General features: G+C 69.5%; 21 protein-coding genes. 14 read left to right on the top strand and 7 right to left on the bottom strand.

All coding sequences use genetic code 11. The features are described from left to right. Positions 1-67 precede the first annotated feature (67 nt). Both P9849_RS04255 and glpX read right to left on the bottom strand, forming a co-directional pair. Positions 68-1390: a hypothetical protein gene (locus P9849_RS04255; protein WP_278268450.1), complete on the bottom strand. Its 1323-nt coding sequence runs from the start codon at positions 1388-1390 to the stop codon at positions 68-70. Positions 1391-1523: 133 nt separating this feature from the next. Then, complete coding sequence (glpX, locus tag P9849_RS04250; protein WP_278268449.1) at positions 1524-2558, bottom strand: class II fructose-bisphosphatase; 1035 nt, start codon at positions 2556-2558, stop codon at positions 1524-1526. Positions 2559-2755: 197 nt separating this feature from the next. Between glpX and P9849_RS04245 the strand changes: the two genes are divergently transcribed. The 4 genes from P9849_RS04245 to P9849_RS04230 all read left to right on the top strand — a co-directional run bounded on the left by P9849_RS04245 (position 2756) and on the right by P9849_RS04230 (position 8350). Further along, complete coding sequence (locus P9849_RS04245; RefSeq protein WP_278268448.1) at positions 2756-3466, top strand: DUF4245 domain-containing protein; 711 nt, start codon at positions 2756-2758, stop codon at positions 3464-3466. A gap of 10 nt (positions 3467-3476) precedes the next feature. Further along, a complete protein-coding gene (locus P9849_RS04240; RefSeq protein ID WP_066214571.1) occupies positions 3477-4097 on the top strand; it encodes a carbonic anhydrase in 621 nt (206 codons plus the stop codon). A 111-nt stretch (positions 4098-4208) separates the two neighbouring features. Beyond that, complete coding sequence (locus tag P9849_RS04235) at positions 4209-5630, top strand: class II fumarate hydratase (protein WP_066214570.1); 1422 nt, start codon at positions 4209-4211, stop codon at positions 5628-5630. A 188-nt stretch (positions 5631-5818) separates the two neighbouring features. After that, complete coding sequence (locus P9849_RS04230) at positions 5819-8350, top strand: DUF5129 domain-containing protein (protein ID WP_278268447.1); 2532 nt, start codon at positions 5819-5821, stop codon at positions 8348-8350. Positions 8351-8389: 39 nt separating this feature from the next. Here the strand turns inward: P9849_RS04230 and P9849_RS04225 are convergent, their stop codons facing one another. Beyond that, complete coding sequence (locus P9849_RS04225; protein WP_278268446.1) at positions 8390-9058, bottom strand: A24 family peptidase; 669 nt, start codon at positions 9056-9058, stop codon at positions 8390-8392. 130 nt (positions 9059-9188) lie between these two features. Here P9849_RS04225 and P9849_RS04220 point away from each other — a divergent pair, with 130 nt between their 5' ends. Together P9849_RS04220 and P9849_RS04215 are read left to right on the top strand one after the other, a co-directional pair. Next, positions 9189-9839 (top strand): GNAT family protein, encoded by a 651-nt coding sequence (locus P9849_RS04220; protein WP_278268445.1) that lies wholly within the window; start codon positions 9189-9191, stop codon positions 9837-9839. 184 nt (positions 9840-10023) lie between these two features. Further along, entirely contained in the window at positions 10024-10635 is a 612-nt protein-coding gene (locus P9849_RS04215) for a dihydrofolate reductase family protein (protein WP_278268444.1), read from the top strand. A gap of 94 nt (positions 10636-10729) precedes the next feature. On the opposite strand, the gene P9849_RS04210 is transcribed toward P9849_RS04215, so the two are convergent. After that, positions 10730-12004 carry a PhoH family protein gene (locus P9849_RS04210; RefSeq protein ID WP_278269087.1) on the bottom strand — a complete coding sequence of 425 codons (1275 nt, stop codon included), beginning with the start codon at positions 12002-12004 and terminating at the stop codon, positions 10730-10732. Positions 12005-12407: 403 nt separating this feature from the next. Between P9849_RS04210 and P9849_RS04205 the strand changes: the two genes are divergently transcribed. Continuing rightward, complete coding sequence (locus tag P9849_RS04205; RefSeq protein WP_278268443.1) at positions 12408-13001, top strand: GNAT family protein; 594 nt, start codon at positions 12408-12410, stop codon at positions 12999-13001. A gap of 102 nt (positions 13002-13103) precedes the next feature. Here the strand turns inward: P9849_RS04205 and P9849_RS04200 are convergent, their stop codons facing one another. Next, a complete protein-coding gene (locus P9849_RS04200) occupies positions 13104-13865 on the bottom strand; it encodes an isoprenyl transferase (RefSeq protein WP_278268442.1) in 762 nt (253 codons plus the stop codon). 139 nt (positions 13866-14004) lie between these two features. Between P9849_RS04200 and P9849_RS04195 the strand changes: the two genes are divergently transcribed. Further along, entirely contained in the window at positions 14005-14700 is a 696-nt protein-coding gene (locus tag P9849_RS04195; protein WP_278268441.1) for a hemolysin III family protein, read from the top strand. A 137-nt stretch (positions 14701-14837) separates the two neighbouring features. Here the strand turns inward: P9849_RS04195 and P9849_RS04190 are convergent, their stop codons facing one another. Then, positions 14838-15185 carry a hypothetical protein gene (locus P9849_RS04190; RefSeq protein WP_347567915.1) on the bottom strand — a complete coding sequence of 116 codons (348 nt, stop codon included), beginning with the start codon at positions 15183-15185 and terminating at the stop codon, positions 14838-14840. After that, positions 15169-16356, bottom strand: a complete 1188-nt coding sequence (locus P9849_RS04185; RefSeq protein WP_278268440.1) for an MFS transporter — start codon at positions 16354-16356, stop codon at positions 15169-15171. The genes P9849_RS04190 and P9849_RS04185 overlap by 17 nt, the downstream gene beginning before the upstream one ends. A gap of 305 nt (positions 16357-16661) precedes the next feature. On the opposite strand from P9849_RS04185, the gene P9849_RS04180 reads away from it, so the two are divergent. The 6 genes from P9849_RS04180 (at position 16662) to P9849_RS04155 (ending at position 22871) form a co-directional block, all read left to right on the top strand. Then, positions 16662-17381, top strand: coding sequence for a FadR/GntR family transcriptional regulator (locus P9849_RS04180; protein WP_278268439.1), 720 nt, complete (start codon positions 16662-16664; stop codon positions 17379-17381). 99 nt (positions 17382-17480) lie between these two features. Further along, positions 17481-18554, top strand: a complete 1074-nt coding sequence (locus P9849_RS04175; protein WP_278268438.1) for an asparaginase — start codon at positions 17481-17483, stop codon at positions 18552-18554. A gap of 10 nt (positions 18555-18564) precedes the next feature. Further along, positions 18565-20001: an aspartate ammonia-lyase gene (locus P9849_RS04170; RefSeq protein WP_278268437.1), complete on the top strand. Its 1437-nt coding sequence runs from the start codon at positions 18565-18567 to the stop codon at positions 19999-20001. Positions 20002-20099: 98 nt separating this feature from the next. Further along, positions 20100-21629, top strand: a complete 1530-nt coding sequence (locus tag P9849_RS04165) for an amino acid permease (RefSeq protein WP_278268436.1) — start codon at positions 20100-20102, stop codon at positions 21627-21629. A gap of 143 nt (positions 21630-21772) precedes the next feature. Then, positions 21773-22549, top strand: a complete 777-nt coding sequence (locus P9849_RS04160) for an AzlC family ABC transporter permease (protein WP_278268435.1) — start codon at positions 21773-21775, stop codon at positions 22547-22549. Continuing rightward, positions 22542-22871: an AzlD domain-containing protein gene (locus P9849_RS04155; protein ID WP_278268434.1), complete on the top strand. Its 330-nt coding sequence runs from the start codon at positions 22542-22544 to the stop codon at positions 22869-22871. The genes P9849_RS04160 and P9849_RS04155 overlap by 8 nt, the downstream gene beginning before the upstream one ends. The last annotated feature ends 13 nt before the right edge of the window (positions 22872-22884 follow it).

Below are 22884 nucleotides of genomic sequence, written 5' to 3'. Positions count from 1 at the left end.
ATTCATGAAAACGCGATATTCAGGGTGCTGAATTTCATCCGGAGACTATTCTCCGGAATGCAGGAGATCATTTCGGCAGGGGCGCTTTGATCGCGGCCGCCCAGGAACGGATCGCCTGGCGTTCGGACGCGTTGCACACGTAGCCATAGCCCATCGTGTAGTTTTCCTGCGTCAACGTCCATTGGTTGTAATACGTGAGGGCGAAGCAATCGGCCATCTTCTCGACGCTCTTCTGGAACAAGCCCCGGGCCAGGAGCTTGTCGGTCCGGCTCGCACCGTCGTCGGCGGCCCGCTCATCGGCCTGCTGATAGACGTGGGCGAGCTCGTGCACCACGGTCATCCGCAGATTCCACCCGTCATGGAACGCATTCTCGGGCAGCAGGTGGATCGTCAGCGGCTCCGATCCTTTGACGCAGCCGAGGGTGCGGCCCTCGGACGACTTGGACTTCTTGCACGCTGTGGCGGCGTCCCAGCGGAGGTCGATGAACCCTTTGCCCGCGCTGTCCACGAGTCCTTCGGACACCGATCGCGAACGGTTGACGCGGAGCACCTTCGCCTGGGCGATCCGCTGTTCCAGCTTCTGCCGCAGCTGCACGGCCTCCGCGACCACGCTCCTGGCCGAGAAGGTGCTCAGATGGGGCTCCTTGATCCGCTGCTCCAGGATGCGGAACCTGGCGGCATTCGTGACGGATGCGGCCACCGGGTTGTTGCTGAGCGTGGCCGCCAGCCGGTCGAAGGTCACTTTCTCCGCCTCGAAGGCCCGTATCTGTTCGTCGACGCCGGGGCTGACCGACGGACTGCTGGACAGCGGCTTCTCCGCCACTCCGGGCCGCCCCTGCCGCTCCGCGGTGGAGAAGATCGCGTTCAGACCGCCCAGGCCGAGACCCACGAGGACCAGCACGAACACCAGCGCCAGGCATCCGCAGCCGGCGAACCACCAGCCGGGACCGCTCTTCCGAGGGACCGCCTGCCCCGCCGTCCCCGATCCGTACGCTCCGCTCGCATACCCGTTCTGGGGATACGCACCACCGGCCTGACCGGCCGTCCCATACACGGGCGCCTGAGGCGGGCCCGGGTACGGGAAGACGGGCTGCTGGATACCGGGCTGCTGGATACCGGGCTGCTGGATACCGGGCTGTTGGATACCGGGCTGCTGCCCGGAGTACCCGCCGGGCTGGGCGCCGGTTTGGGCACCGGCCGCTGGGTACCGCCGCAGATGCGGAGGGTTGACCTGCGCGATCCACTGCCGGAGTTCGGGGCGGAGCCCGGGGTTCGCCTCGAGGACCGGATGGAGGTCCCAGCGGCGGAAAGCGATCTCGGACAACAGGCCGGGCGGTGCGCCGGGATCCTGCGCCGCGATCCAGTCCCCATCCTGGTAAGTGCCCGTCATGCCCCCATCGTATGCGGATACCGGCTCGCTGCCGGCAGGGACGACGAAGGGCCACGCCCCGGTGATCCGGTGGCGTGGCCCTTCGTCAGCCCCTCGTCAGGTTCAGATCAGAAGCTCTTCAGGAGCGGACTGCTCAGCGGCGCGCCCAGCTCTCCCACTTGGAGGCGTGGTGCTCGGCGTCGACCAGACGCACGGTGCCCGACTTGGAGCGCATGACGATCGACTGCGTGACCACGCGGTCCTTCTGGTACCGCACACCGCGCAGCAGGTCGCCGTCGGTGATGCCGGTCGCGGCGAAGTAGCAGTTGTCGCTCGTGACGAGGTCGTTGGTGGTCAGCACACGGTCGAGGTCGTGGCCGGCGTCGATCGCCTTTTGCTTCTCCTCGTCGCTCGTCGGCCAGAGACGGCCCTGGATGACACCGCCGAGGGACTTGATGGCGCACGCCGCCACGACGCCTTCCGGAGTGCCGCCGATACCCATCAGAGCGTCGACGCCGGTCCCGGTGCGGGCCGCCGCGATCGCACCGGCCACGTCGCCGTCGAGGATGAACTTGGTCCGGGCGCCGGCCGCGCGGATCTCCTCCACGAGCGGCTTGTGGCGGTCACGGTCCAGCACGCAGACGGTCACCTGGTTGATCTTGACGCCCTTGGCCTTGGCGATGAGGTGCAGGTTCTGCTTCACCGGCAGGCGGAGGTCCACCATGTCGGCGGCCTCCGGGCCCGTCACGAGCTTCTCCATGTAGAACACGGCGGAGGGGTCGAACATGGACCCGCGCTCGGCCACGGCGAGCACGGCCAGGGCGTTGTTGATGCCCAGGGCGGTCAGGCGGGTGCCGTCGATCGGGTCCACGGCCACATCGCACTCGGGGCCGGTGCCGTCGCCCACCTGTTCGCCGTTGAACAGCATGGGGGCTTCGTCCTTCTCACCCTCGCCGATGACCACCACGCCATTGAAGTGGACCGTCTTGAGGAAGGAACGCATGGCATCCACCGCGGCGCCGTCCGCCTTGTTCTTGTCGCCGAAGCCCACCCAGTGGCCGCCCGCGATCGCGGCGGCCTCGGTCACGCGCACCAGCTCAAGCGCGAGGTTGCGGTCCGGCTCGTCATTCCCGACCGCGAGGTCCGGGGAGATCGTTGAATACTTGCTAGCGCTGGAAGCTGCGGCCACCGTGTACCTCTTCGTTGAGTTCTGCTGAAAAGTTCGGACCCGGGCTCCGAAGGCGCCGGGAGAGGGGTGTTCGGTCCTCGGAACGATCATAGACCGCGGGTTCCGCCCTGTGCCGTGATGTGACAGGTGCAACAGTGTCACAACCGCGCATCCCGGTCGTTTGGCGCTGGGCACCCGCCATGGGGGACCATGGAGGGGTGAGTGATTCCCCCAAGACCCCCCTCCCCGCCGCCGAAGACTCCTCACCCGAGGCCGTTCCTGAGGCTGCCGGCGAAGCGTCGGCACGGGGTCCCCTGCCCGGGGAACCGGGGTTCAAGGCCGTCCTCTCGAAGAATGCCGCCAAGCGGGCCAACGCGTCGGTGATCGGCATGATCCTGGCACTTGCGGTGTCGATCGCCTGCATCCTGCCGGTCATCCTCCTGAACGCCCAGCCGAAGCAGCCCGGTTACGATCCGAAGATCGACGTCTCGGCCGTGGCCGTCAACGCGGCGCCGGTGGCGGGTTTCACCCCGGCCGCTCCGGCGCTCCCCTCCGGCTGGCACCCGAACTACGCGCGCTGGAAGTCCGGCACCGAGTCCGGCGTCCCGGCCTGGGAGGTCGGCTTCGTCTCCCCCGCCCAGGGCTTCGTCGGGCTGACCCAGACCCGGAAGGGCAACCCCACCTGGGTGGCCCAGATCGCGGACAACGCCCCTGTCACCGGCAAGCGCACCATCGCCGGCCAGGACTGGACCCTGCGGGACAAGGGCACCGGACCCAAGACCCTGGTCCTGGAACACCGCGGCTACACCCTGGTGCTGAACGGCCGTGCGGACCTGACGGAGTTCGACGTCGTCGCGGCCGCCGTACTGAAGGCCGTGGACGCGGCGCCCGCCGTCACGCCTGCGCCGTCCGCCTCCCCCACCGCGTAAAGTAAGCGGCGTGAGCTCGAATCTGACCCCCCAGCAGGCCTGGCAGAAACTCGTCGAAGGCAACGCCCGTTTCGTCTCGGGCACGTCGTCCCACCCCAATCAGGACGCCAGCCGCCGCAGTTCCCTGGTCAACGCCCAGAATCCCTTCACTCTAATCTTCGGCTGCTCGGACTCCCGTCTGGCCGCCGAGATCATCTTCGACCTCGGCCTCGGCGACGCCTTCGTCATCCGCACGGCGGGTCAGGTCATGGACGACGCCGTCCTCGGCACCCTCGAGTACGGCGTGGACGTCCTCGGCATCCCGCTGATCGTGGTCCTGGGCCACGACAACTGCGGCGCCGTGACGGCCACCAAGGAGGCCGTGGACTCCGGGGACATGCCTGGCGGCTACATCCGGAACCTGGTCGAGCGCATCACGCCGTCCGTGCTGAACTCCCTCCGCCACGGCGACCACGAGGTCAACGACATGGTGGTGGAGCACACCCGCCAGACCGCCGAACGGCTCGTGGAGCGTTCCCCCTCCATCAAGGCGGCCATCGACGCCGGCCGCACCGCGGTGGTGGGCATGGCCTACCGCCTCGAGGAGGGCCGCGCGGACCTGGTCTCCGGCGTCGGGCACTTCCAGGACTGAGGCGCGCCCTGCCGGCCCGGGCAGCCGGGCCGGCCATGACCTCCGCCACATGCGCCCCCGGTGGCGCGACGCGAGTTTCAGCGCCGCCGTCGTGCGTCATACAGTAAGGGCATGACTTCTGCTGCTGAAGAATTCCGCATCGAACACGACACCATGGGCGAGGTCCGCGTCCCCGTGAACGCGCTCTACAAGGCCCAGACCCAGCGTGCCGTGGAGAACTTCCCCATTTCCGGCAAGACCCTGGAACGCAAGCACATCGAAGCGCTTGCCCGGGTCAAGAAGGCCGCCGCCCGCGCCAACGAAGAACTCGGAGTGATCGATGGAGATCTCGCCGACGCCATCGCCGACGCCGCGGACCGCGTGGCCGCCGGTGAATTCGACGATCAGTTCCCGATCGACGTCTTCCAGACCGGCTCCGGCACCTCCTCCAACATGAACATGAACGAGGTCCTGGCCGAGCTCGCCACTCGTTCCTTCGCGGACAAGGGCAGCGACCGCGTCGTCCACCCGAACGACCACGTCAACGCCTCCCAGTCCTCCAACGACGTGTTCCCCACCTCGGTGCACGTCGCCGCGACCAACGCGCTGCTCAACGACCTGGTCCCGGCCCTGACCTACCTGGCCGCCTCCCTCTCCCGCAAGGCCGAGGAGTTCAAGGGCATCGTCAAGTCCGGCCGCACGCACCTCATGGACGCCACCCCGGTCACCCTCGGCCAGGAGTTCGGCGGCTACGAGGCCCAGATCCGTTACGGCATCGAGCGCATCCACGCCTCCCTGCCCCGCGTGGCCGAGGTCCCCCAGGGCGGCACCGCCGTCGGCACCGGCATCAACACCCCGGACGGCTTCCCGCAGCGCGTCATCGCCCTGCTCGCCGAGGACACCGCGCTGCCCATCACCGAGGCCCGCAACCACTTCGAAGCTCAGGCCAACCGCGACGGCCTGATCGAGGTCTCCGGCCAGCTGCGCACGATCGCCTACTCCATCATGAAGATCAGCAACGACCTTCGCTGGATGGGTTCCGGCCCCAACACGGGCCTCGGCGAGATCGCCATCCCGGATCTGCAGCCGGGCTCCTCCATCATGCCGGGCAAGGTCAACCCCGTGATCTGCGAGGCCGCCATCATGGTCGCCGCCCAGGTCATCGGCAATGACACCACCATCGCCCTGTCCTCCACCAACGGTGCCTTCGAGCTGAACGTGGGCATCCCGGTCATGGCCGCGAACCTGCTCGAGTCCATCCGCCTGCTGACCAACACCTCCCGTGTCATGGCGGATAAGATGATCGACGGCATCAGCGCCAACGAGGAACGCGCCCGCTTCCTGGCCGAGGCCTCCCCGTCCATCGTCACGCCGCTGAACAAGTACATCGGCTACGAGAACGCCGCGAAGATCGCCAAGACCGCCGTCAAGGAGGGCCTGACCATCCGCCAGGCCACCGAGAAGCTCGGTTTCGTCGGCGAGGGTGACGGCAAGGTCACCGAGGAGATCCTGGACAAGGCCCTCGACGTCACCACCATGACGGGCAAGTACTGACATCACCTCCCGGCCGGCGTCACCGTCGGCCCGGCCACGACGGCGCCGGATCCCCCGCAGGGGTCCGGCGCCTTCGTATTTCCCGGGTGAGCGCCCTGTGGCACTGACATAGGATGGGCGCGGACCACGGCGGGCACGCCGGCGGACAGGGAATCGCACGGGATCGCGGCAGGCACCTAGGGGGGACGATGGCCAGGGAGACGGCAGGCAGCCCGCGCAACGCGCCGCGCCGGGAGCGTCCGTGGGGCGCGCTCGTCGTCGGCGCGCTGACACTGCTCGCAGCTCTCACGGGGGTCGCCCTCAACATCCCGACGACGCCGGTGACCGTCGAAGTCCACGGAACCGCCGTGAGCGCGGACCAGGTGCGCGCGGCGCTGGGCGGAGAGCTCCTCGCCTACGAGCCCACCCGGCTCCTCGTCTGCGATGCCGCCTCCGCCCCTCACTGCGCCTCGCCGGGTCCCGGCACCGCTTCGGTGGTGGTCGACGGGACGTATGCCGGAGCGCGTGTCGCGAAAGGCTGGCTCTCGGTCCCCCACGACGAGAAGGAGCACGAACCCGACGGCGACGACATGGTGTCCAATGCGTTCGACAACGCCCACTCCGCCGGCCAGCGCGCCGGGGCGGCCGCCCTGGCAGCCCGCGCCGCCGTCGACGCTCAATCACAGGCCCTCAACCGCACCCCGCTCGGGTGGCTGGCACTCGTCGCGGCGGGGACACTGTGCACAGGACTTCTGCTGCGCCGTCATCTGCGCCAGGCCAGGGAACGGCGTGCGCTGTGGCATGACCTCGCGGTGGGATCACGTCATCTCGCCACGGTCACGCTGGATCTGGAGCTGACGCGGCTCGCGACCATCCACCTGGACGGGCTCACGCACTCCAGTACCGCGCAGCGCCTTCGCGAAGCGGGCTGTGAGGTCGAGGCCCGTTCGCTGAAGCTGACCCGTGCCGAGGACGGGCTCTACGCCCGGCTTCCGCTCGGCCTGCCGACGATGAGCGACCTCAGCGCAGACGAGGCCCTGGCCTTCCGGGACCAGGCGACGCGGCTCGACCACCTGGACGACGCGGTCTCCCAGGGCACGGCCCTCCTCCTGAAGTCCCCGACCGCTCCCGACGTCTGGGATCTGAACAGCCGACCCTTCATCGAGGCCGCGGACCGGATCAGTGCCGTGCTCGCCGAGGCCCGGGTGCCGGTGCGGGGCGAGGTCGCTGCGGCCGTCCGGAAGCTGGAACGTGTCCGGGGGTCGTTGCTGCCTCTCGGCGCGGCGCTCCGGGAAAAGTTCTCCGAGGAGCCCGTCGACCCTGAGGCCCTCGCAGAAGGGCTCCTCGAGGCGGCAAGAGAGACGTCCGCCGCGCTGGCCACGGTCCTCAGGGAGGGGCTGGCCACGGCGGCTCGAGTCGCTCCGAAGCAGTCCGTTCTTCTCGCCGCCGAACAGTCCGCGGAGGATCCGGAGTCACCGCTCGTGCTGGCGCTGGCAGCGGCTCCGGCCCCGGCTCCGGCTCCGGGCGACGAGGATCCCGCCGGGCCGACGCTGCTGACGGTGGGCGGCGTGGAACGGTGGTGGGACACGGCGCGGGCCGACCTGGATGCCATGGCGCCTCGGCGTGATGTGGCGGCGGCTCCCCGACGCGAACCGGCTCCCCGGGAGGTGACCCGCCGGAGTCACCGGGCCGAGTCCGCCCGGGGCGGGGCCTTCATCCTGGGCCTGCTGATCGCGCTGTGCCTGGCGGTGGCGGGCATCGGCTGGGTGACGCAGACCGCCATCGGAGGCGTGGGCGCCATCGGGCGGGACAAGACGGTCCACTACGTGTCCCTGCCGCGGGGACCGGGCTGGCCGACACTGCAGCAGGCCGACGCCGACGCCGCGAAGGTCCGCGCCTTCATCCCGTGGCGCCTCGCCGTCGTGGCCCTCCCCGCCGCACCGGAACTGGACGTGGTCACGGAAGCCAGGCCGGTCGGCCGCTCGACCGGCCGGAGGTCCGATGATCTGAGCCGGGCCGATCAGGACGCCGCGGTCCGCGCTGCCATCGCCTCGGTCCCGGATCTCGTCGATCCTGCGACGGGAGACCTCTTCCCGGACGTCATGATCCACGTGGTGCGCGACGTCGGACACGGCGAATACCGCGGCCTCGGCCTGGCCTGGGGCCCGACCCCCGCGCCCCGCCTCGCGGGCGAGTACCTGAACCGCGGTGACTGGAACTCCAGCGATGACCCCCACATGTCCGTTTACCACCCGGTCTACCTTCTGAACCAGGACCTGGCGGGCAGCCTCGGAAAGCCCGCCTGGACGGAGTCGCAGGCCAACCGGGTGGGAATCGGGGTGGGCGTGGTCCTGGGCCTGGCCGGCCTCGCCGCCGTCCCGGTCTGGCTCTCGGGACGGCGCCGGAACCGCACCGCCTCACGTCAGGAGAACGACCGGACGCTCCGGGCCGTGGAGACCCGCCTGGAGGCGCTCTTCCTCCGCGAGGACGCCGCCGACCTCGATGCCGTCACCGTGGAGCATGCCTCGGGAGCGCCCGAACTGGAGGACAGGCGGTTGAGGGTTCGCGCGCAGATCCTGGCCCTGCGGCGCTGCGAGGAGCTCACCTCGCGGCCCCGACGGCGGCGTGGAGAGCCGTCCCACGCGCGCGACGTCGAGCGGCTGGCCGGGCTCGTGGACGCCCTGGCCGCTCGCGAACGCGACCTGGGGCAGCGTGTGCGCGCGTATCTGGCGACGCTCTGACGCCCGACGGCGGCCCCGCCGTCGGGCGCCGGCGTTTCCTCAGGCGGGCAGCACCAGCGCCACGGCGGCGCCGGCGATCATGAACGGTCCGAAGGGGATCGAGTCGCGCCATCCCACTCGCCGGAACAGCACCAGGACCAGGGCCGTCAGCCCGGCCAGCGTGAACGCGAGCAGTGTCCCGAGCAGCAGGGGCCACCAGCCCACGTACCCCAGATGCATGCCGAGCACCCCCGCGAGTTTCACATCCCCGAAACCGAGGCTGGACGGGCTGACGGCGCGCAGCAGGAAGTGGAACAGCCAGGCGAGCACGCCCCCGGCGACCACGCGCAGACCCCAGACGCCCCAGAGCGGCGCGGCCAGGTCCGCCCGCTGCTCGAACAGGGAGTCCAGCCATTCAGCGGAGCCCGGCGCACCGTGGCTCGTGAAGCTCCCGGGACTGAAGACCTCGTTCGCGGACGGAGCGTAGGCGACCCAGCCGAAGTCGGACGGGAGGTTGCCCGCGCACACGCACGCCGCCAGCAGGAGCACGCCCGAAACCGCCGCCCAGGGCAGCATGATCCGGTCCGGGAGGAGACGGGTCTTCGCATCGATCCAGGCCAGGCGCCCCGCCGCGGAGACGAAGAGCACGACCACGAGGGCCAGGAGGATCGAAGCGGCGAGCGGCCAGCCTGGCCCGAGCCCCCAGAGCTGGGTCATCCGTGTCAGCATGGGCCGACTCTAACGGCGCCACTGTGGAAGTGCCATTCACAGCCGAGACTCCCGGCGCTCTCCCCCCGGCTCCGCGCGTCCGGCGGTCCGCCGCGTTGGCTGGCGCAGCGCGTTGGCTAGACTCGTCGCCATGCTGACTCTCGAGGAGATCTTCCCGCCCTTCGGCCTGGTGCTGCGCACTCCGCGCGTGGAGCTGCGCCTGATCCGCGACAGCGAACTCCCCCAGCTCATCGAGGCGGTCCGGTCCGGTATTCACGAGCCCGGCAAGTCCCCGTTCTCCGTCGCCTGGTCCGAGGCGCCGGACCACGAGCTCCCGGCGAACACCGCGCAGTTCCACTGGGGTGCGCGTTCCCGGTTCACGCCCGAGAACTGGGACCTCGCGTTCGGGATCTGGCACGGCGGGGAGCTGATCGGGTCGCAATCCCTCATGGCCAAGGAGTTCGCCGCGTTCCGGGTCGTATCGAGCGGGTCCTGGATGCGGAAGTCCTCCCAGGGGCAGGGGCTCGGCAAGGAGATGCGGGCCGCCATCCTCCTGTACGCCTTCGACCACCTGGGCGCCGAGGTCGCGGAATCCGCCGCCGCGGTGTGGAACGAACGGTCCCTCGGTGTCTCACACGCGCTGGGATACCGGGACAACGGTCTGCACCGGGAGTCGTCCGCACAGGGTCCCGCCGAGATCCAGCAGCTCCGGCTGGACGCCGCGGACTTCCGCCGGCCCGACTGGGAGCTGGAAGTCGAAGGCCACGACGCTTTCGCCCGCTTCATCGGCCTGGACGCCTGAGCGCGCGGCTCCACTCGCCGTCGTTCCCCACTCCTCACCTCCACGCGAACCGCCAGTAGGCGCCCGAATACCCCACGGATTCGGGCGCCTACTGGCGGTTCGCGTGGCCGTGGGGCACCGAAAAAAGTCCGTGCTCTCGTGCCCCCCTCGCTCCTACGATGAAGCGAGGAAGGAAGTGGCACCCATGAAACTGACCACCATGACGCAGGTGACCGTCGACGGCGTCGCACAGGGCAACGGCGGGGCGACGGAGCAGGACCTCCGGAACGGCTTCACCCGGGGCGGCTGGGCGATGGGCGCGTTCGACGACGAGACGTTCAGCTTCATCGTCGAGACCTATCAGCGGGCGGGGGCTTTCCTCTTCGGCCGCACCACCTACGACGTGTTCGCGCCGTACTGGGGTTCGATGCCACCCGGCGGTCACGCCATCGCCGATGCGCTGAACCGTGCCCCTAAATACCTGGTCTCGTCCTCCGAACCCGAAACCGCCTGGGAAGGCGCCACCCGGCTCACTGGGGACCTGGAAACCCGGATCCGGGAGCTGAAGGACGCACCGGGCGGCGATCTCCAGGTCCACGGGAGCGTCAAGCTGGTCCGCTGGCTTCTGGAACGCGGACTCGTGGACGAGCTCACCCTCCTGGTAGTGCCTGTCGTGCTGGGACAGGGTGATCGGCTGTTCCCGCAGGACGGCCCGGACCTCGCGCTCGAACTGCTCAGTTCGCGCACCGACAGCCGCGGTGTTCTCACGCTCGTCTATCGCCCCGCCGGCCCGCCCACGTACCCGAACCGCCACTAGGCGCCCTTTTCCGGGAGGGATTCGGGCACCTACTGGCGGTTCGCGTGGGATGCGGTTCGCGTGGGATGTGGTTCGCGTGGGCGGGAGCGGCCGTCTAGATCTCCGCACCCTCCAGCAGTTCCGTGACGAGGGCCGCGATCGGCGAGCGCTCGCTCCGCGTCAGGGTCATGTGGGCGAACAGCGGGTGCCCCTTGAGCGTCTCGACGACGGCGGCGATGCCGTCATGGCGTCCGACGCGCAGGTTGTCGCGCTGCGCGACGTCGTGGGTGAGGACGATCTTGGAGTTCTGGCCCATGCGGCTCATCACGGTGAGGAGCACGTTCTTCTCCAGGGACTGGGCCTCGTCCACGATCACGAACGAATCGTGCAGCGAGCGTCCGCGGATGTGCGTGAGCGGCAGGACCTCCAGCATGCCGCGGTCCATGACCTCCTCGACCACTTCCTGGGAGACCAGGGCGCCGAGGGTGTCGAACACGGCCTGCGCCCAGGGGTTCATCTTCTCCGCCTCGGAACCCGGCAGGTACCCGAGCTCCTGGCCGCCCACCGCGTACAGGGGCCGGAACACGACCACCTTCCGGTGTTCCTGACGCTCCAGGACCGCCTCGAGGCCGGCGCAGAGGGCCAAGGCCGACTTGCCGGTGCCCGCCCGGCCGCCGAGCGAGACGATCCCGACCGTGGGGTCCATGAGCATGTCGATCGCCAGGCGCTGTTCCGCCGAACGTCCGTGGAGCCCGAACACGTCGCGGTCGCCCTTGACGAGGCGCACCTGCTTGTCGGCGCCCACCCGACCGAGGGCCGAACCACGCGGCGAGAGCATCACCAGGCCGGTGTTCACCGGCAACTCGGCGGCGGCCGGGATCAGCACCGGTTCGTGGCCGTAGAGGGTGGAGACCTCCTCCTCGGTGACGTCCAGCTCGGACAGGCCCGTCCAGCCGGTGTCCTTGACGAGTTCGTTGCGGTATTCGTCGGCGGCCAGGCCCATGGCGGAGGCCTTCACGCGCATCGGCAGATCCTTGGACACCACCGTGACGTCGTGGCCCTCATCGGCGAGGTTCTTCGCCACCGCCAGGATGCGTGCGTCGTTGTCACCGGAGCGGAATCCCGCGGGGAGCACCTCGGCGCTGATGTGGTTCAGTTCCACCCGCAGGGTGCCGCCGTCGGTCCCGAGCGGGATGGGCCGGTTGAGACTGCCGTGCTCGACGCGGAGGTCATCCAGCAGCCGGAGCGCCTTGCGGGCGAAGTAGCCGAGCTCCGGGTCGTGGCGTTTGCCCTCCAGCTCGGCGATCACGACCACCGGGACGATCACCTCATGCTCGGCGAACCGGAGCAGCGCCCGCGGATCGGAGAGGAGCACGGAGGTGTCGATCACGAAACTGCGGCCGGTGGGCGCCGGGTCCGTCCCGGTCGTGGAACGCCCCCGCGTGGTGCGAGAGGTAGCTTTCTTCGCGGTGCTCTTTTTCGCACCGGTGCCCTGCGCCGTGTCGTTCGCGGTGGTCACATCGGAAATAGCCACATCAACTCCAGCCCCGGGCGCTCGCCCGGATTGATCTAGGTGAGGCGGTCGGCCCGGAGGCCGGATCCGGCCTCCCCTGCTGCTGGTGCGATTCCTCGCTCCATGGATGGCCTCCCGTGGCGCCGGGAGTGTTCCCCGGCGTTAGGACCACGCTAACCCCGGCGGCACCGCCACGACAGCCGCCACGGCAAGCGCGGCGTTAATTTTCCGTGAACGGCCGGGCGCGGGACCACCGGCGGCGTCCCGATAGGCTGGCTTCATGGCGACGACGACGATGCAGGAATGGGCGAGCACGCTCTACACGGGCGAACTGACGGTGCTGCGGGGCCTGCTGCCCGAGGATCTCCCGGAGCTCACGGGCTGGTGGAACGATCCCGGACTCGCCGTCCTGCAGCGCTACATGACCTCGCCGCTTCCCACCGACGACATCACCGAGCTCTTCCAGCAGTGGAGCAAGAACGACACCATGCAGGCCGCGGGATTCAGCATCATCGCTCAGAGCGGCGAGATGTCCCAGGGCGGCGAACTGGTGGGGCACGTGACCGCCTGGGGCATGAACCCGCGGGTCCGGACGGCGACGCTCGCCATCATGATCGGCCCCCGCTATCAGGGCCAGGGCTTCGGAGGGGATGCCCTCCGCGTCATGCTCCGGGTCGTCTTCGAGGAGATGGCGGCCCACAAGGCCGCCCTGGACACGTGGTCCTTCAACGACCGCGCCCTGCGGCTGTACCGTTCGCTCGGTTTCGTGGAGGAGGGCCGGGAGCGCGACGCCGTGTTCCACCGCGGCGAGTTCCACGACAAAGTGCATCTCGGCATGCTCGAGTCCGAATACCGCGAGCGGTACCGCGGCTAGGCGCCGCGCCGTCGTCGTTGCGTGCTCAGTTGTTGCGGGTGTTTCGCCGAATCACCCGCAACAACTGAGCACGCAAAACTGCCGAGCACACAACGACGGCGGTCAGGTGCCGAAGCGGCGCTGCCGGCCCGCGTAGTCACGGAGGGCGCGGAGGAAATCGACCTTGCGGAATGCCGGCCAGAGCGCCTCGCAGAAGTAGAACTCGCTGTACGCGCTCTGCCACATGAGGAAGCCGGACAGCCGCTGCTCCCCGGAGGTGCGGATCACGAGATCCGGATCGGGCTGCCCTGCGGTGTAGAGGAAGCGGGAGATGTCCTCCACCGTGAGCGAGGAGGAGAGGGTTTCCAGGGTCTCGCCTCGCCCGGCGGCGTCCTTCATGAGCGCGCGCACGGCGTCCACGATCTCGCGCCGTCCGCCGTAGCCGACGGCCACGTTGACGTGCACGGCCTCCTGGACGGGGGTCTTATGGGTCAGACGGTTGAGGCGTTCCGCGAGGTAATCCGGGAGCAGCTCCGGGGCGCCCATCGCGTGGACGGAGATGTTCTCGTCCTCGTCGAGGCGGTCGAGGGTGTCCGCGATGATCGCCATGAGTTCATCGAGCTCTTCGGAGGAGCGGCTCATGTTGTCCGTGGAGAGCATGTAGAGCGTGACGACCTTGACGCCGAGCTCCTGGCACCAGTGCAGGAACTCCAGGATCTTGTCCGCGCCGGCCTGATGGCCCCGGCTCGAGGGGGCGTTGAACTGCTTGGCCCAGCGCCGGTTGCCGTCCACCATGACCCCGATGTGACCCGGGATCCGGTCCTTGGCCAGCCCGTGTTCCAGGCGGCGCTCGTACATGCCGTAGAGGAAATCCTGAATGCTCATCAAGTCCCACCTCTTCCCGTTCGCGCGTACCCGCGCCGCGGGACTTCCGAGTCCAAGGCTACCGCCTGAGAGAGGCACTCCGGGGCAGCTTTCAGGTTACTCGTCGGTAACCTACGGAAGCGTAAGTTAGCATGGGACCATGCGGTCAGTAGCTCCACACCAGCCCTCGTCCCCTGCCGCGCGCCTGGCGGCCCGCGCCGACATGCTGGCCATCAAGCCCGCCTGGCGAGGTTGGATCCATGCGGTGGCGGCGCCTCTCGCTCTGGCGGCGAGCATCGTCCTGATCTGCCTCGCGCCGACGCCGGACCGGAAGATCGTCTCGGCCGTCTACGCCCTCACGGGCCTCCTGCTCTTCACGGTCAGCGCGGTCTACCACCGCGGCAATTGGAGCCCGAAAGTCAAGGCCATTCTCAAGCGCCTGGACCACACCAACATCATGCTGGTCATCGCGGGCAGCTACACCCCCTTGGCGTGGACCCTGCTCGACCGCCCGACGGCGAGCCTCGTCCTCTGGCTCATCTGGGGCGGCGCGCTGGCCGGCGTCGCGTTCCGGCTGCTCTGGCTGCATGCTCCCCGCTGGCTCTACGTCCCCATCTACGTCGCCCTTGGCTGCGCAGCGCTGCTCTTCCTTCCGCAGTTCTTCGCGGCGAGCGTGCCCGCCGCGATCCTGATCTGCTGCGGCGGCGCGTTCTACATCGCGGGCGCCGTCTTCTACGGGCTCAAGCGCCCGAACTTCAGCTACCAGTTCTTCGGTTTCCACGAGCTCTTCCACGCCTTCACGGTGCTCGGTTTCACCTGCCATTTGATCGCGATCTTCTTCAGCGTTCTGGGCTGACGCTGTGGGGCTGCGGCAGCGCAGTCGGCACTGTCGTGCGCGACGCAGGGGACCGCACCCGGTGCCCTGAGGCCGGCGGCTGCCGCCCGGCGTCGTCGGCTGTAGCCGTTCGCGTCAGCGGGCAGCGGGGCAGCCGCTCAACCCGGGTGGGTGAACGCCACCGGCTTTCCCGCCGCCCGTGCGTAGGCGATCTCGCGCTGAGTCGACTCCCCGAGGTACCCGCCTGGGTTGATGACCACGACACGATCCGCCAGGTCGATCTTCCGAAGGTGCAGCTCGCCCAGGAACGCCTTTCGCTCATCGGTGAGCGCTTCACCGGACCAGCCCGATTCAACCGGAGCGACCACGATCGCCCCGGCGAGGCCCAGATCCCGCTGCGCGGCGCGGAACTCCTCCGCGAACCTCATCGACCCGCAGAGACACACGATCTCCGGCCGCGCGATCACCGGCAGCTCAGTCTCCGGCTTCTCAGTGCTCTCGGACACGGCTCCCTCCCCTCTCCTTGGCGCCGGACCTGCCGGGCAGGGCCAGCGCCGCCAGCGAAACACCGGCCATGGTCAGTGCTGCCAACCCTACTCCCCACGGTATCGAGGTCTGTTCGGCGACCCATCCGGCCACGACCGGACTGAGGACGAAGGCGGAGTACCCGACGCCGTTGGTGAGACCGATGGCCCTCCCCTCGGCTCCGGCCGGCGCGTACCGGCCGGCCAGCGACATGCCGAGGGGCACGATCGGCGACAGGGCGAATCCCACCAGACCGAACCCGAGCGTCGCGACCCAACCGCCGGTCAGCCAGAGGGAAGCCGCCATCGCCAGCGCGGACATCGCTCCCGTGCCGAGGAGCACCGCCCGATCACCCCAGCGCGTCACCGCCCTCTGAGAGACCGACCGGCCCAGCCACGACGAGAAGTGGAACACCGCGATCGTCGATCCGGCGAGCCATGCCTGCGCACCGGCTTCGTGACGCACCAGAACCGCCAGGAACGTCTCCAGGATGCCGTCGCCGAAGAAGCACAGGAAGACGATCGCCACCGCGATCAGCACGGTCGCCGGAAGCCGCACGCCTCCGAGCACCGGAGGCCGGCCGCCGTCGTGCACCGCCGGAGTGACGGGCGGCAGCGGCCGCCGCAGGGTCCAGAGGCCGGAGACGATCAAGGCGATGCCGAGGAGCGTGAAGGCCGGCCGGAAGCCGGCGCCGACCGCGCTCCCCACGGCGTTCAGGGTCGCGCCCACCGCGGCCGCGAGGCTGAACCAGGAATGGAATCCGACCATCGACGCCTGCGCAGTGGAACGTTCGAAGTCGGACCCGATGGCGTTGGCCGCAAGGTCGAGAAAGCTGATGAGCAACCCGTACGCCAGGCAGGCCAGGAGGAACTGGACATAGTCCGCGACCGCGGCGTTGGCGAGGAAGCTGCCTCCGGCCCCCACGAGCCCCACCACGAGCAGAGGACGGCGGCCCACCCTGTCGATGAGGAGTGCGCCCGTGGTCAGGGTGAGGATCCCGGCGGCCGCGCCGACGCCCGCGCTGATGCCGAGCTGCTCCGGGCTGAGGTGGAGGACGACGGCGACGTCGGCCCATTGGACGGCGCGCACCCCCACCTGGAGGCCGAGCAGGGAGAAGATGACGGCGATGAACCGTCGCTGAAATGCAGGCATGAAGGAGTCTCCTGAGGGAACGTCTGAGAAAGGCGCCCTCCCCGGGAAATGCCGACAGACCTGCCGATGGCAGGCTGAGGGTCAGATGTCAGGGGGTGGGACGCATGAACGGATCATGCGTCCCGCGTATTTCACCCTCGCCGGTCACGACGTCGAGAACTCTCATCACGGGGCACAGCCTAACAGCGCGACGGAGCCCCGCACAGGGCATGATGGCGACCGCGGTCGGCGATCATCATCGCCAGCCGAACCGCACCCCACGCTCCCGATTGACAGCTCCTTGTGACCCGGGCCATACTCGAGACATGAACCTGTCAGACAGCATGACAGCCGGACAGAGCACGAAGGCAGCGTCGCCTTCTCCTCTGGGCCGTGTCAGCGCCCAGGAAGCCGTGCTCGCGCGGCTCCGGGAGAGCATCGAGGACGGCACCCTCGCGGTCGGCAGTAAGCTCCCCTCCGAAGCCGCCCTCGCCTCCGGATACGGCGTCAGCCGCTCCGTGATCCGCGAAGCCCTCCGGTCCTGCGCCGCCCTCGGCCTGACCGAGACCCACACCGGCAAGGGCACGTTCGTCGTCTCCGCTCGCGTCTCCACCGACCTGGTGCTCGGCCGCTACTCCGCCCGGGACCTCACCGAGGCCCGCCCCCACATCGAGGTCCCTGCGGCGTCGCTGGCCGCTGAACGCCGCACCGACGACGATCTGGACACCCTGCGCGGCATCCTGAACGACATGCTCTCCGAGGACGACCCGGAGGCCTGGGTGGTCCTGGACTCGGCGTTCCACCTCCAGATCGCCCGGGCCAGCGGGAACAAGGTCTTCGAGACCGTGGTGAGCGATCTCCGCGAAGCGCTCGGCAAACAGTCCGGCACCCTGAACCTCCTCGCCGACCGCCAGCGCGTCTCCGACGAGGAGCACAGCGCGATCCTCGCGGCGATCGAGTCCGGCTCTCCCGACGGCGCAGCGCGCGCCATGAGGGACCATCTCGCCGCCGTGACCGCCGCCATCGACTCCCTCGACGGAGCCTGACCTCCGCCACGCCCCCCCGCCGCGCCGCCCAGGCCCGGCATGACCCGCCCGGACCACCCTGCCCGGCACGACCCACCCCCAGCAAGGAAGGCGCCACCCATGCCCGACGTCCCGTCCCACGTCCCTCTGGCCACGCTGAGCCGTGACCAGCGCGTCGAGGGGGTCCACTACGGCTCCTTCGCCGTCGTTTCCCCGGACGGGGAGCTGCTCTTCGGCGCCGGAGATCCTCTCACCCCGATGTACCCGCGCTCCGCCCTCAAACCGTTCCAGGCCGTCGCGATGCTGCGGGCCGGGCTCGAGCTGCCGGACCACCTCCTCGCCCTGGCCGCGGCCAGCCACAGCGGAGGCCCCGAGCACCGCGACGGAGCACACCGCATCCTGGAGCTCCACGGACTGACCGAGAACGCCCTGGCCAACTCCCGCGACCTCCCCTACGGCGTCGCCGAGCGCGAGCAGTGGCTCCGCGACGGCGGCTCGGCCGACCAGATCTGCCAGAACTGCTCCGGGAAGCACGCCGCCATGGCCGGCGTCTGCACGCTGAACGGCTGGGCGGTGGAGGGCTACCTCGACCCCGGCCACCCGCTGCAGCGCCTCGTCGCCGAGACGGTCACCGAGCTCACCGGCGAAGAGCCGGCCCAGTGGTCCACCGACGGCTGCGGCACTCCCCTGCCGGCCCTCAGCCTCACGGCGATGGCGCGCGGCTACGGGCGTCTGGCCCGCCTCGCCGCGGAAACCGCCGAGAACGCCGGAGCCGGCGACGGCGCGGCAGCACCGTCCGCCGACCGCACCGGCATCGATGCGGCGGCCGCCGCCGTCGCACGCGCCATGATGCGGCACCCCGAGATGGTGGCCGGCGAGGGCCGCGACGTCACGGCGCTCATGCGCGCGCTGCCGGGCTTCCTCGCCAAGGACGGCTTCGAGGGCGTCCAGCTCATCGGGCTCCCGAGCGGCCACGCGGTGGCCGTCAAGATCTCCGACGGCGGAGACCGGGCCCGCATGCCCGTGGCCATCCGCGCGCTGGCGTCCCTCGGCGTCGACGTCGAACCCGTGGCGGCCCTGGCGGCCCCGCCCGTGCTGGGCGGCGGCGTGGTCCGCGGCCACCTCGAAGCCCTCGACGCCGCCTTCCCCGCTCCCGACTCCCCTGACCGGGCCCGAGCAGCCCAGACCCGATAGGACGCATCTCATGACCATCGCCCCCACCCCCATCGCCGACGAAGCGGTCGCCGACGGATTCCGCAGCGAACACGACCTCCTCGGCAACCGCAACGTCCCCCAGAACGCCTACTGGGGCGTGCACACCCTGCGCGCCGTGGAGAACTTCCCCATCACGGGGCAGCGCCTCTCCAGCAACCCCCACCTGATCCACGCACTGGCCGCCGTGAAGCTCGCCGCCTCGCGCGCCAACCGTGAACTCGGCCTGCTCGACGCCGAGAAGGGCGCGGCGATCGAGGCGGCCTGCCTGGACATCATGGCCGGTCAGCTGGACGACCAGTTCGTCGTGGACGTGATCCAGGGCGGCGCCGGGACGTCGTCGAACATGAACGCCAACGAGGTCATCGCCAACCGAGGGCTCGAGATCCTCGGATTCCCCCGCGGCGACTACGCCCACCTGCACCCCAACGACGACGTCAACCTCTGCCAGTCCACCAACGACGTGTACCCCACCGCGGTGCGCATCGCGACGGCGCGAGGCATCGAGGGTCTGCTGAGCGCGCTCGAGGAGCTCCAGGAGGCCTTCCGGGTCAAGTCCGCCGAGTTCCGCACCGTGGTCAAGATGGGCCGCACCCAGCTGCAGGACGCCGTGCCCATGACGCTCGGCCAGGAGTTCGGCAGCTTCGCCGTCACCATCGGCGAGGACCGCGAGCGCCTGCGCGAGTCCGCGCGGCTCATGTACGAGATCAACCTCGGCGCCACCGCGATCGGCACCGGCCTCAACGCTCCCAGCGGCTATGCCGAGTCCGCCTGCCGCCACGTCGCCGAGGCCACCGGCCTGCCCCTCGTGACGGCTCCGGACCTGATCGAGGCCACCTCGGACATGGGCGCCTTCGTGCACCTGTCCGGCGTCCTCAAGCGCGTGGCCGTCAAGCTCTCCAAGATCTGCAACGACCTGCGCCTGCTCTCCAGCGGTCCGCGTGCCGGTCTCGGTGAGATCAACCTGCCGGCCGTCCAGTCCGGCTCGTCCATCATGCCCGGCAAGATCAACCCGGTGATCCCGGAGGTCGTCAGCCAAGTGGCCTACGAGGTGATCGGCAACGACGTCACCGTGACCATGGCCGCGGAGGCGGGCCAGCTGCAGCTCAACGCCTTCGAGCCCGTGATCGTGCACAGCCTCCACAAGAGCATCACGCACCTCGAAGCGGCCTGCCGCACCCTGACGGCACGCTGCGTTCAGGGCATCACCGCCAACACGGCACATCTGCGCTCCACCGTGGAGCACTCGATCGGCCTGGTCACCGCGCTCAACCCCCAGCTGGGCTACGCGGCAGCGACCTCGATCGCTCAGGAAGCACTCGCCAGCGGGCGCGGCGTGGCCGAACTCGTCCTGGAGCGCGGCCTGCTCTCGGCCGAACGGCTGGAGGAGCTCCTCCGCCCGGAACGCCTCGCGAATCTGTCCTCCTGAAACCCTCCCCCTCGGGTGCGTTCCGTGCAATCTTGAAGAAACCCCGGCGAAACGCACCTCGTGAATACTGATCTCCCCACCACTCACCGAAAGGACCCATGATGTCCTCCTCCGGAAGCTCCCCGAGTCCACAGGCGGTCCCCGACCACCTGGAGGACGGCGGGCACGCCCACTCGACCGACCACGTCCTGCACGCCGAGGACGCCGGCTACCACAAGGGCCTCAAGAACCGTCAGGTCCAGATGATCGCCATCGGCGGCGCCATCGGAACCGGCCTCTTCATGGGCGCCGGTGGGCGCCTGGCCGCGGCGGGCCCGTCCCTCGTCTTCGCGTACGCGATCTGCGGCGCCTTCGTCTTCCTCATCCTCCGCGCGCTGGGCGAGCTGGTGCTGCACCGCCCGTCCTCCGGCTCGTTTGTCTCCTACGCCCGTGAGTTCTTCGGCGAGAAGGCGGCCTTCGTCTCCGGCTGGTTCTACTGGATCAACTGGGCCATGACCACCATCGTGGACACCACGGCCGCGGCCCTCTACATGAACTTCTTCGGCAAGTACGTGCCGTGGATCGCCGCCGTCCCGCAGTGGGCCTGGGCCCTGATCGCGCTCGTGGTCGTGCTCTCCCTGAACCTCGTCTCCGTGAAGGTGTTCGGCGAGCTGGAGTTCTGGTTCGCCCTCATCAAGGTCGTCGCCCTGGTGTCCTTCCTCCTGGTCGGCATCTGGCTGGTCATCTTCGGCACCCCGACGGGCGCCCCGACCGGTTTCTCCCTCATCACGGACAACGGCGGAATCTTCCCGAACGGCATGCTCCCGATGATCCTGCTCATGCAGGGCGTGGTGTTCGCCTATGCCTCCGTGGAGCTCGTGGGCACCGCGGCCGGCGAGACCGAGAACCCGCAGAAGATCATGCCGAAGGCCATCAACTCCGTGGTGTTCCGCATCGCGGTGTTCTACGTCGGCTCCGTCATCCTGCTCTCACTCCTCCTGCCGTACACGGCGTACCAGAAGGGCGTCAGCCCCTTCGTGACCTTCTTCGGCTCCATCGGCGTGCAGGGCATGGACTCGATCATGAACCTCGTGGTCCTGACCGCGGCCCTGTCCTCGCTGAACGCCGGCCTGTACTCCACCGGCCGCATCCTGCGCTCCATGGCGGCGGCCGGTTCCGCCCCCAAGTTCGCACTCCGCATGAACAAGGCGGGCGTGCCGTACGGCGGCATCGCCATCACCGCCGTGGTCTCCCTCCTGGGCGTCCCGCTGAACTACCTGGTGCCGGGCGAGGCCTTCGAAATCGTCCTCAACGTAGCCTCCGTGGGCATCCTCGCCTCCTGGGCCACGATCATCCTGTGCCAGATCCAGCTGCAGCGCTGGGCCGCCAAGGGCTGGCTGGAACGGCCGTCGTTCCGGATGCCGGGCGCCCCGTACACGGGCTACGTGACCCTGGTGTTCCTCGCGCTGGTGCTCATCATGGTGTTCATCGACTCCCCGTGGACTCTCCTCGCCACGGTGGTGGCCTGCGGTCTGATGGTGGTCGGCTGGTTCGTCTGCCGTGACCGGATCAACGCCATCGCCGAGGCCAGGAAGGGGTTCACGGGGGCCGCTCCCGTGATCGCCAACCGGCCGACGCCTCGCGGCTGAGGCGCGCGACACTCCCTGAAGCACCCCTGACGCACGACGACGGCGGCCACCCCGGCCGCCGTCGTCGTGCGTTTGAACTGTCCCGGCGCGGTCCGGATGGGCTCGCGGCCGCAGGTCACCGACGCGTTCTCTAGGATGGTGGGGTGCCCCAGCAGAATCCCGGACCCGCAAGCCCACCACCCGCCCGGTTCGCAGGGCTGCGTGCGGCCTTGTCCGAGGCAGGGATGGTCTGCCTGGGTTTCGTTCCGCTCGGCATGGGCCTCGGCGTCCTGGTGACGAACCACGGGCTGCCGTGGTGGGTGGCGCCGCTGCTGTCGGGGGTGGTGTTCGCGGGGTCGGTCGAGTTCATCCTGGTGGGGCTGCTGGCGTCGGCCACGCCGGTACTGAGCATCGCGGCGACCACGTTCCTGGTGAACTCCCGGCACCTGTTCTACGGCTTCTCGTTCCCCCTGGACCGGGTGCACGGCCGGCTCGCGAAGACGTACAGCATCTTCGCGCTGTGCGATGAGGCCTTCGCGCTCCTGTCCGGCCGGAGAGGGGAACGCGCGAGTTCGTCGCAGATCCTCTGGACCCAGCTGCTGCTGCAGATCTCCTGGGTCTCCGGCTCGGTCCTGGGCGCGCTGCTCGGTTCCGGCTTCCTGGGCAGCATCAAGGGCCTGGGCTTCCTGATGGTCGCGTTGTTCGTCGTGCTGACGATCGACGCTTTCCGGGCCCGTCCCGACGTCGCCCTCGTCGCCCTGTCCGCAGGATCCGCGGTCCTGGCGCTGCTCCTCGCCCCGGGTCAGATGCTCCTCGTGGCCCTGTGCCTGTTGTTCGCCGGGCTGCTCCTGCGGCACTGGCGCGAATCTCGCTGGGCCGGAAAACGCGCGCACGGCGATGAGGGCGGTCCCTCGGCCCCGACGGGAGGCTCCGATGACTGACGTCCCATACCTGCTGCTCGCCGTCGGCGCCGCGGCCGCCGTCACGTTTGCACTGCGCGCCATCCCCTTCGCCTTGAAGGGTGCGCTCAAGGACTCCCCGCTCCTGGCCGACCTCCGGGTGTGGATGCCGCTCGGCGCCATCCTGATCCTGCTCTTCTACGCGGTGAGCGGGGTGGACTTCGGCGGGTCCGGCCACGGCATCCCGGAGATGGCCGGCATCGTGGTCACGGCCCTGACCCACTGGTGGCGCCGCAACGCGATCCTCAGCATGGCGACGGGCACCGCGGTGTGCCTCGTGCTGGCGAACCTGGTGTTCGCCTGAGTCAGGCCGCGCT

Origin of the sequence: Arthrobacter sp. Y-9, assembly GCF_029690065.1 — a bacterium.
In the GTDB taxonomy this organism is placed as follows: domain Bacteria; phylum Actinomycetota; class Actinomycetes; order Actinomycetales; family Micrococcaceae; genus Arthrobacter_E.
This window is presented reverse-complemented; position numbering and strand designations above follow the sequence as displayed.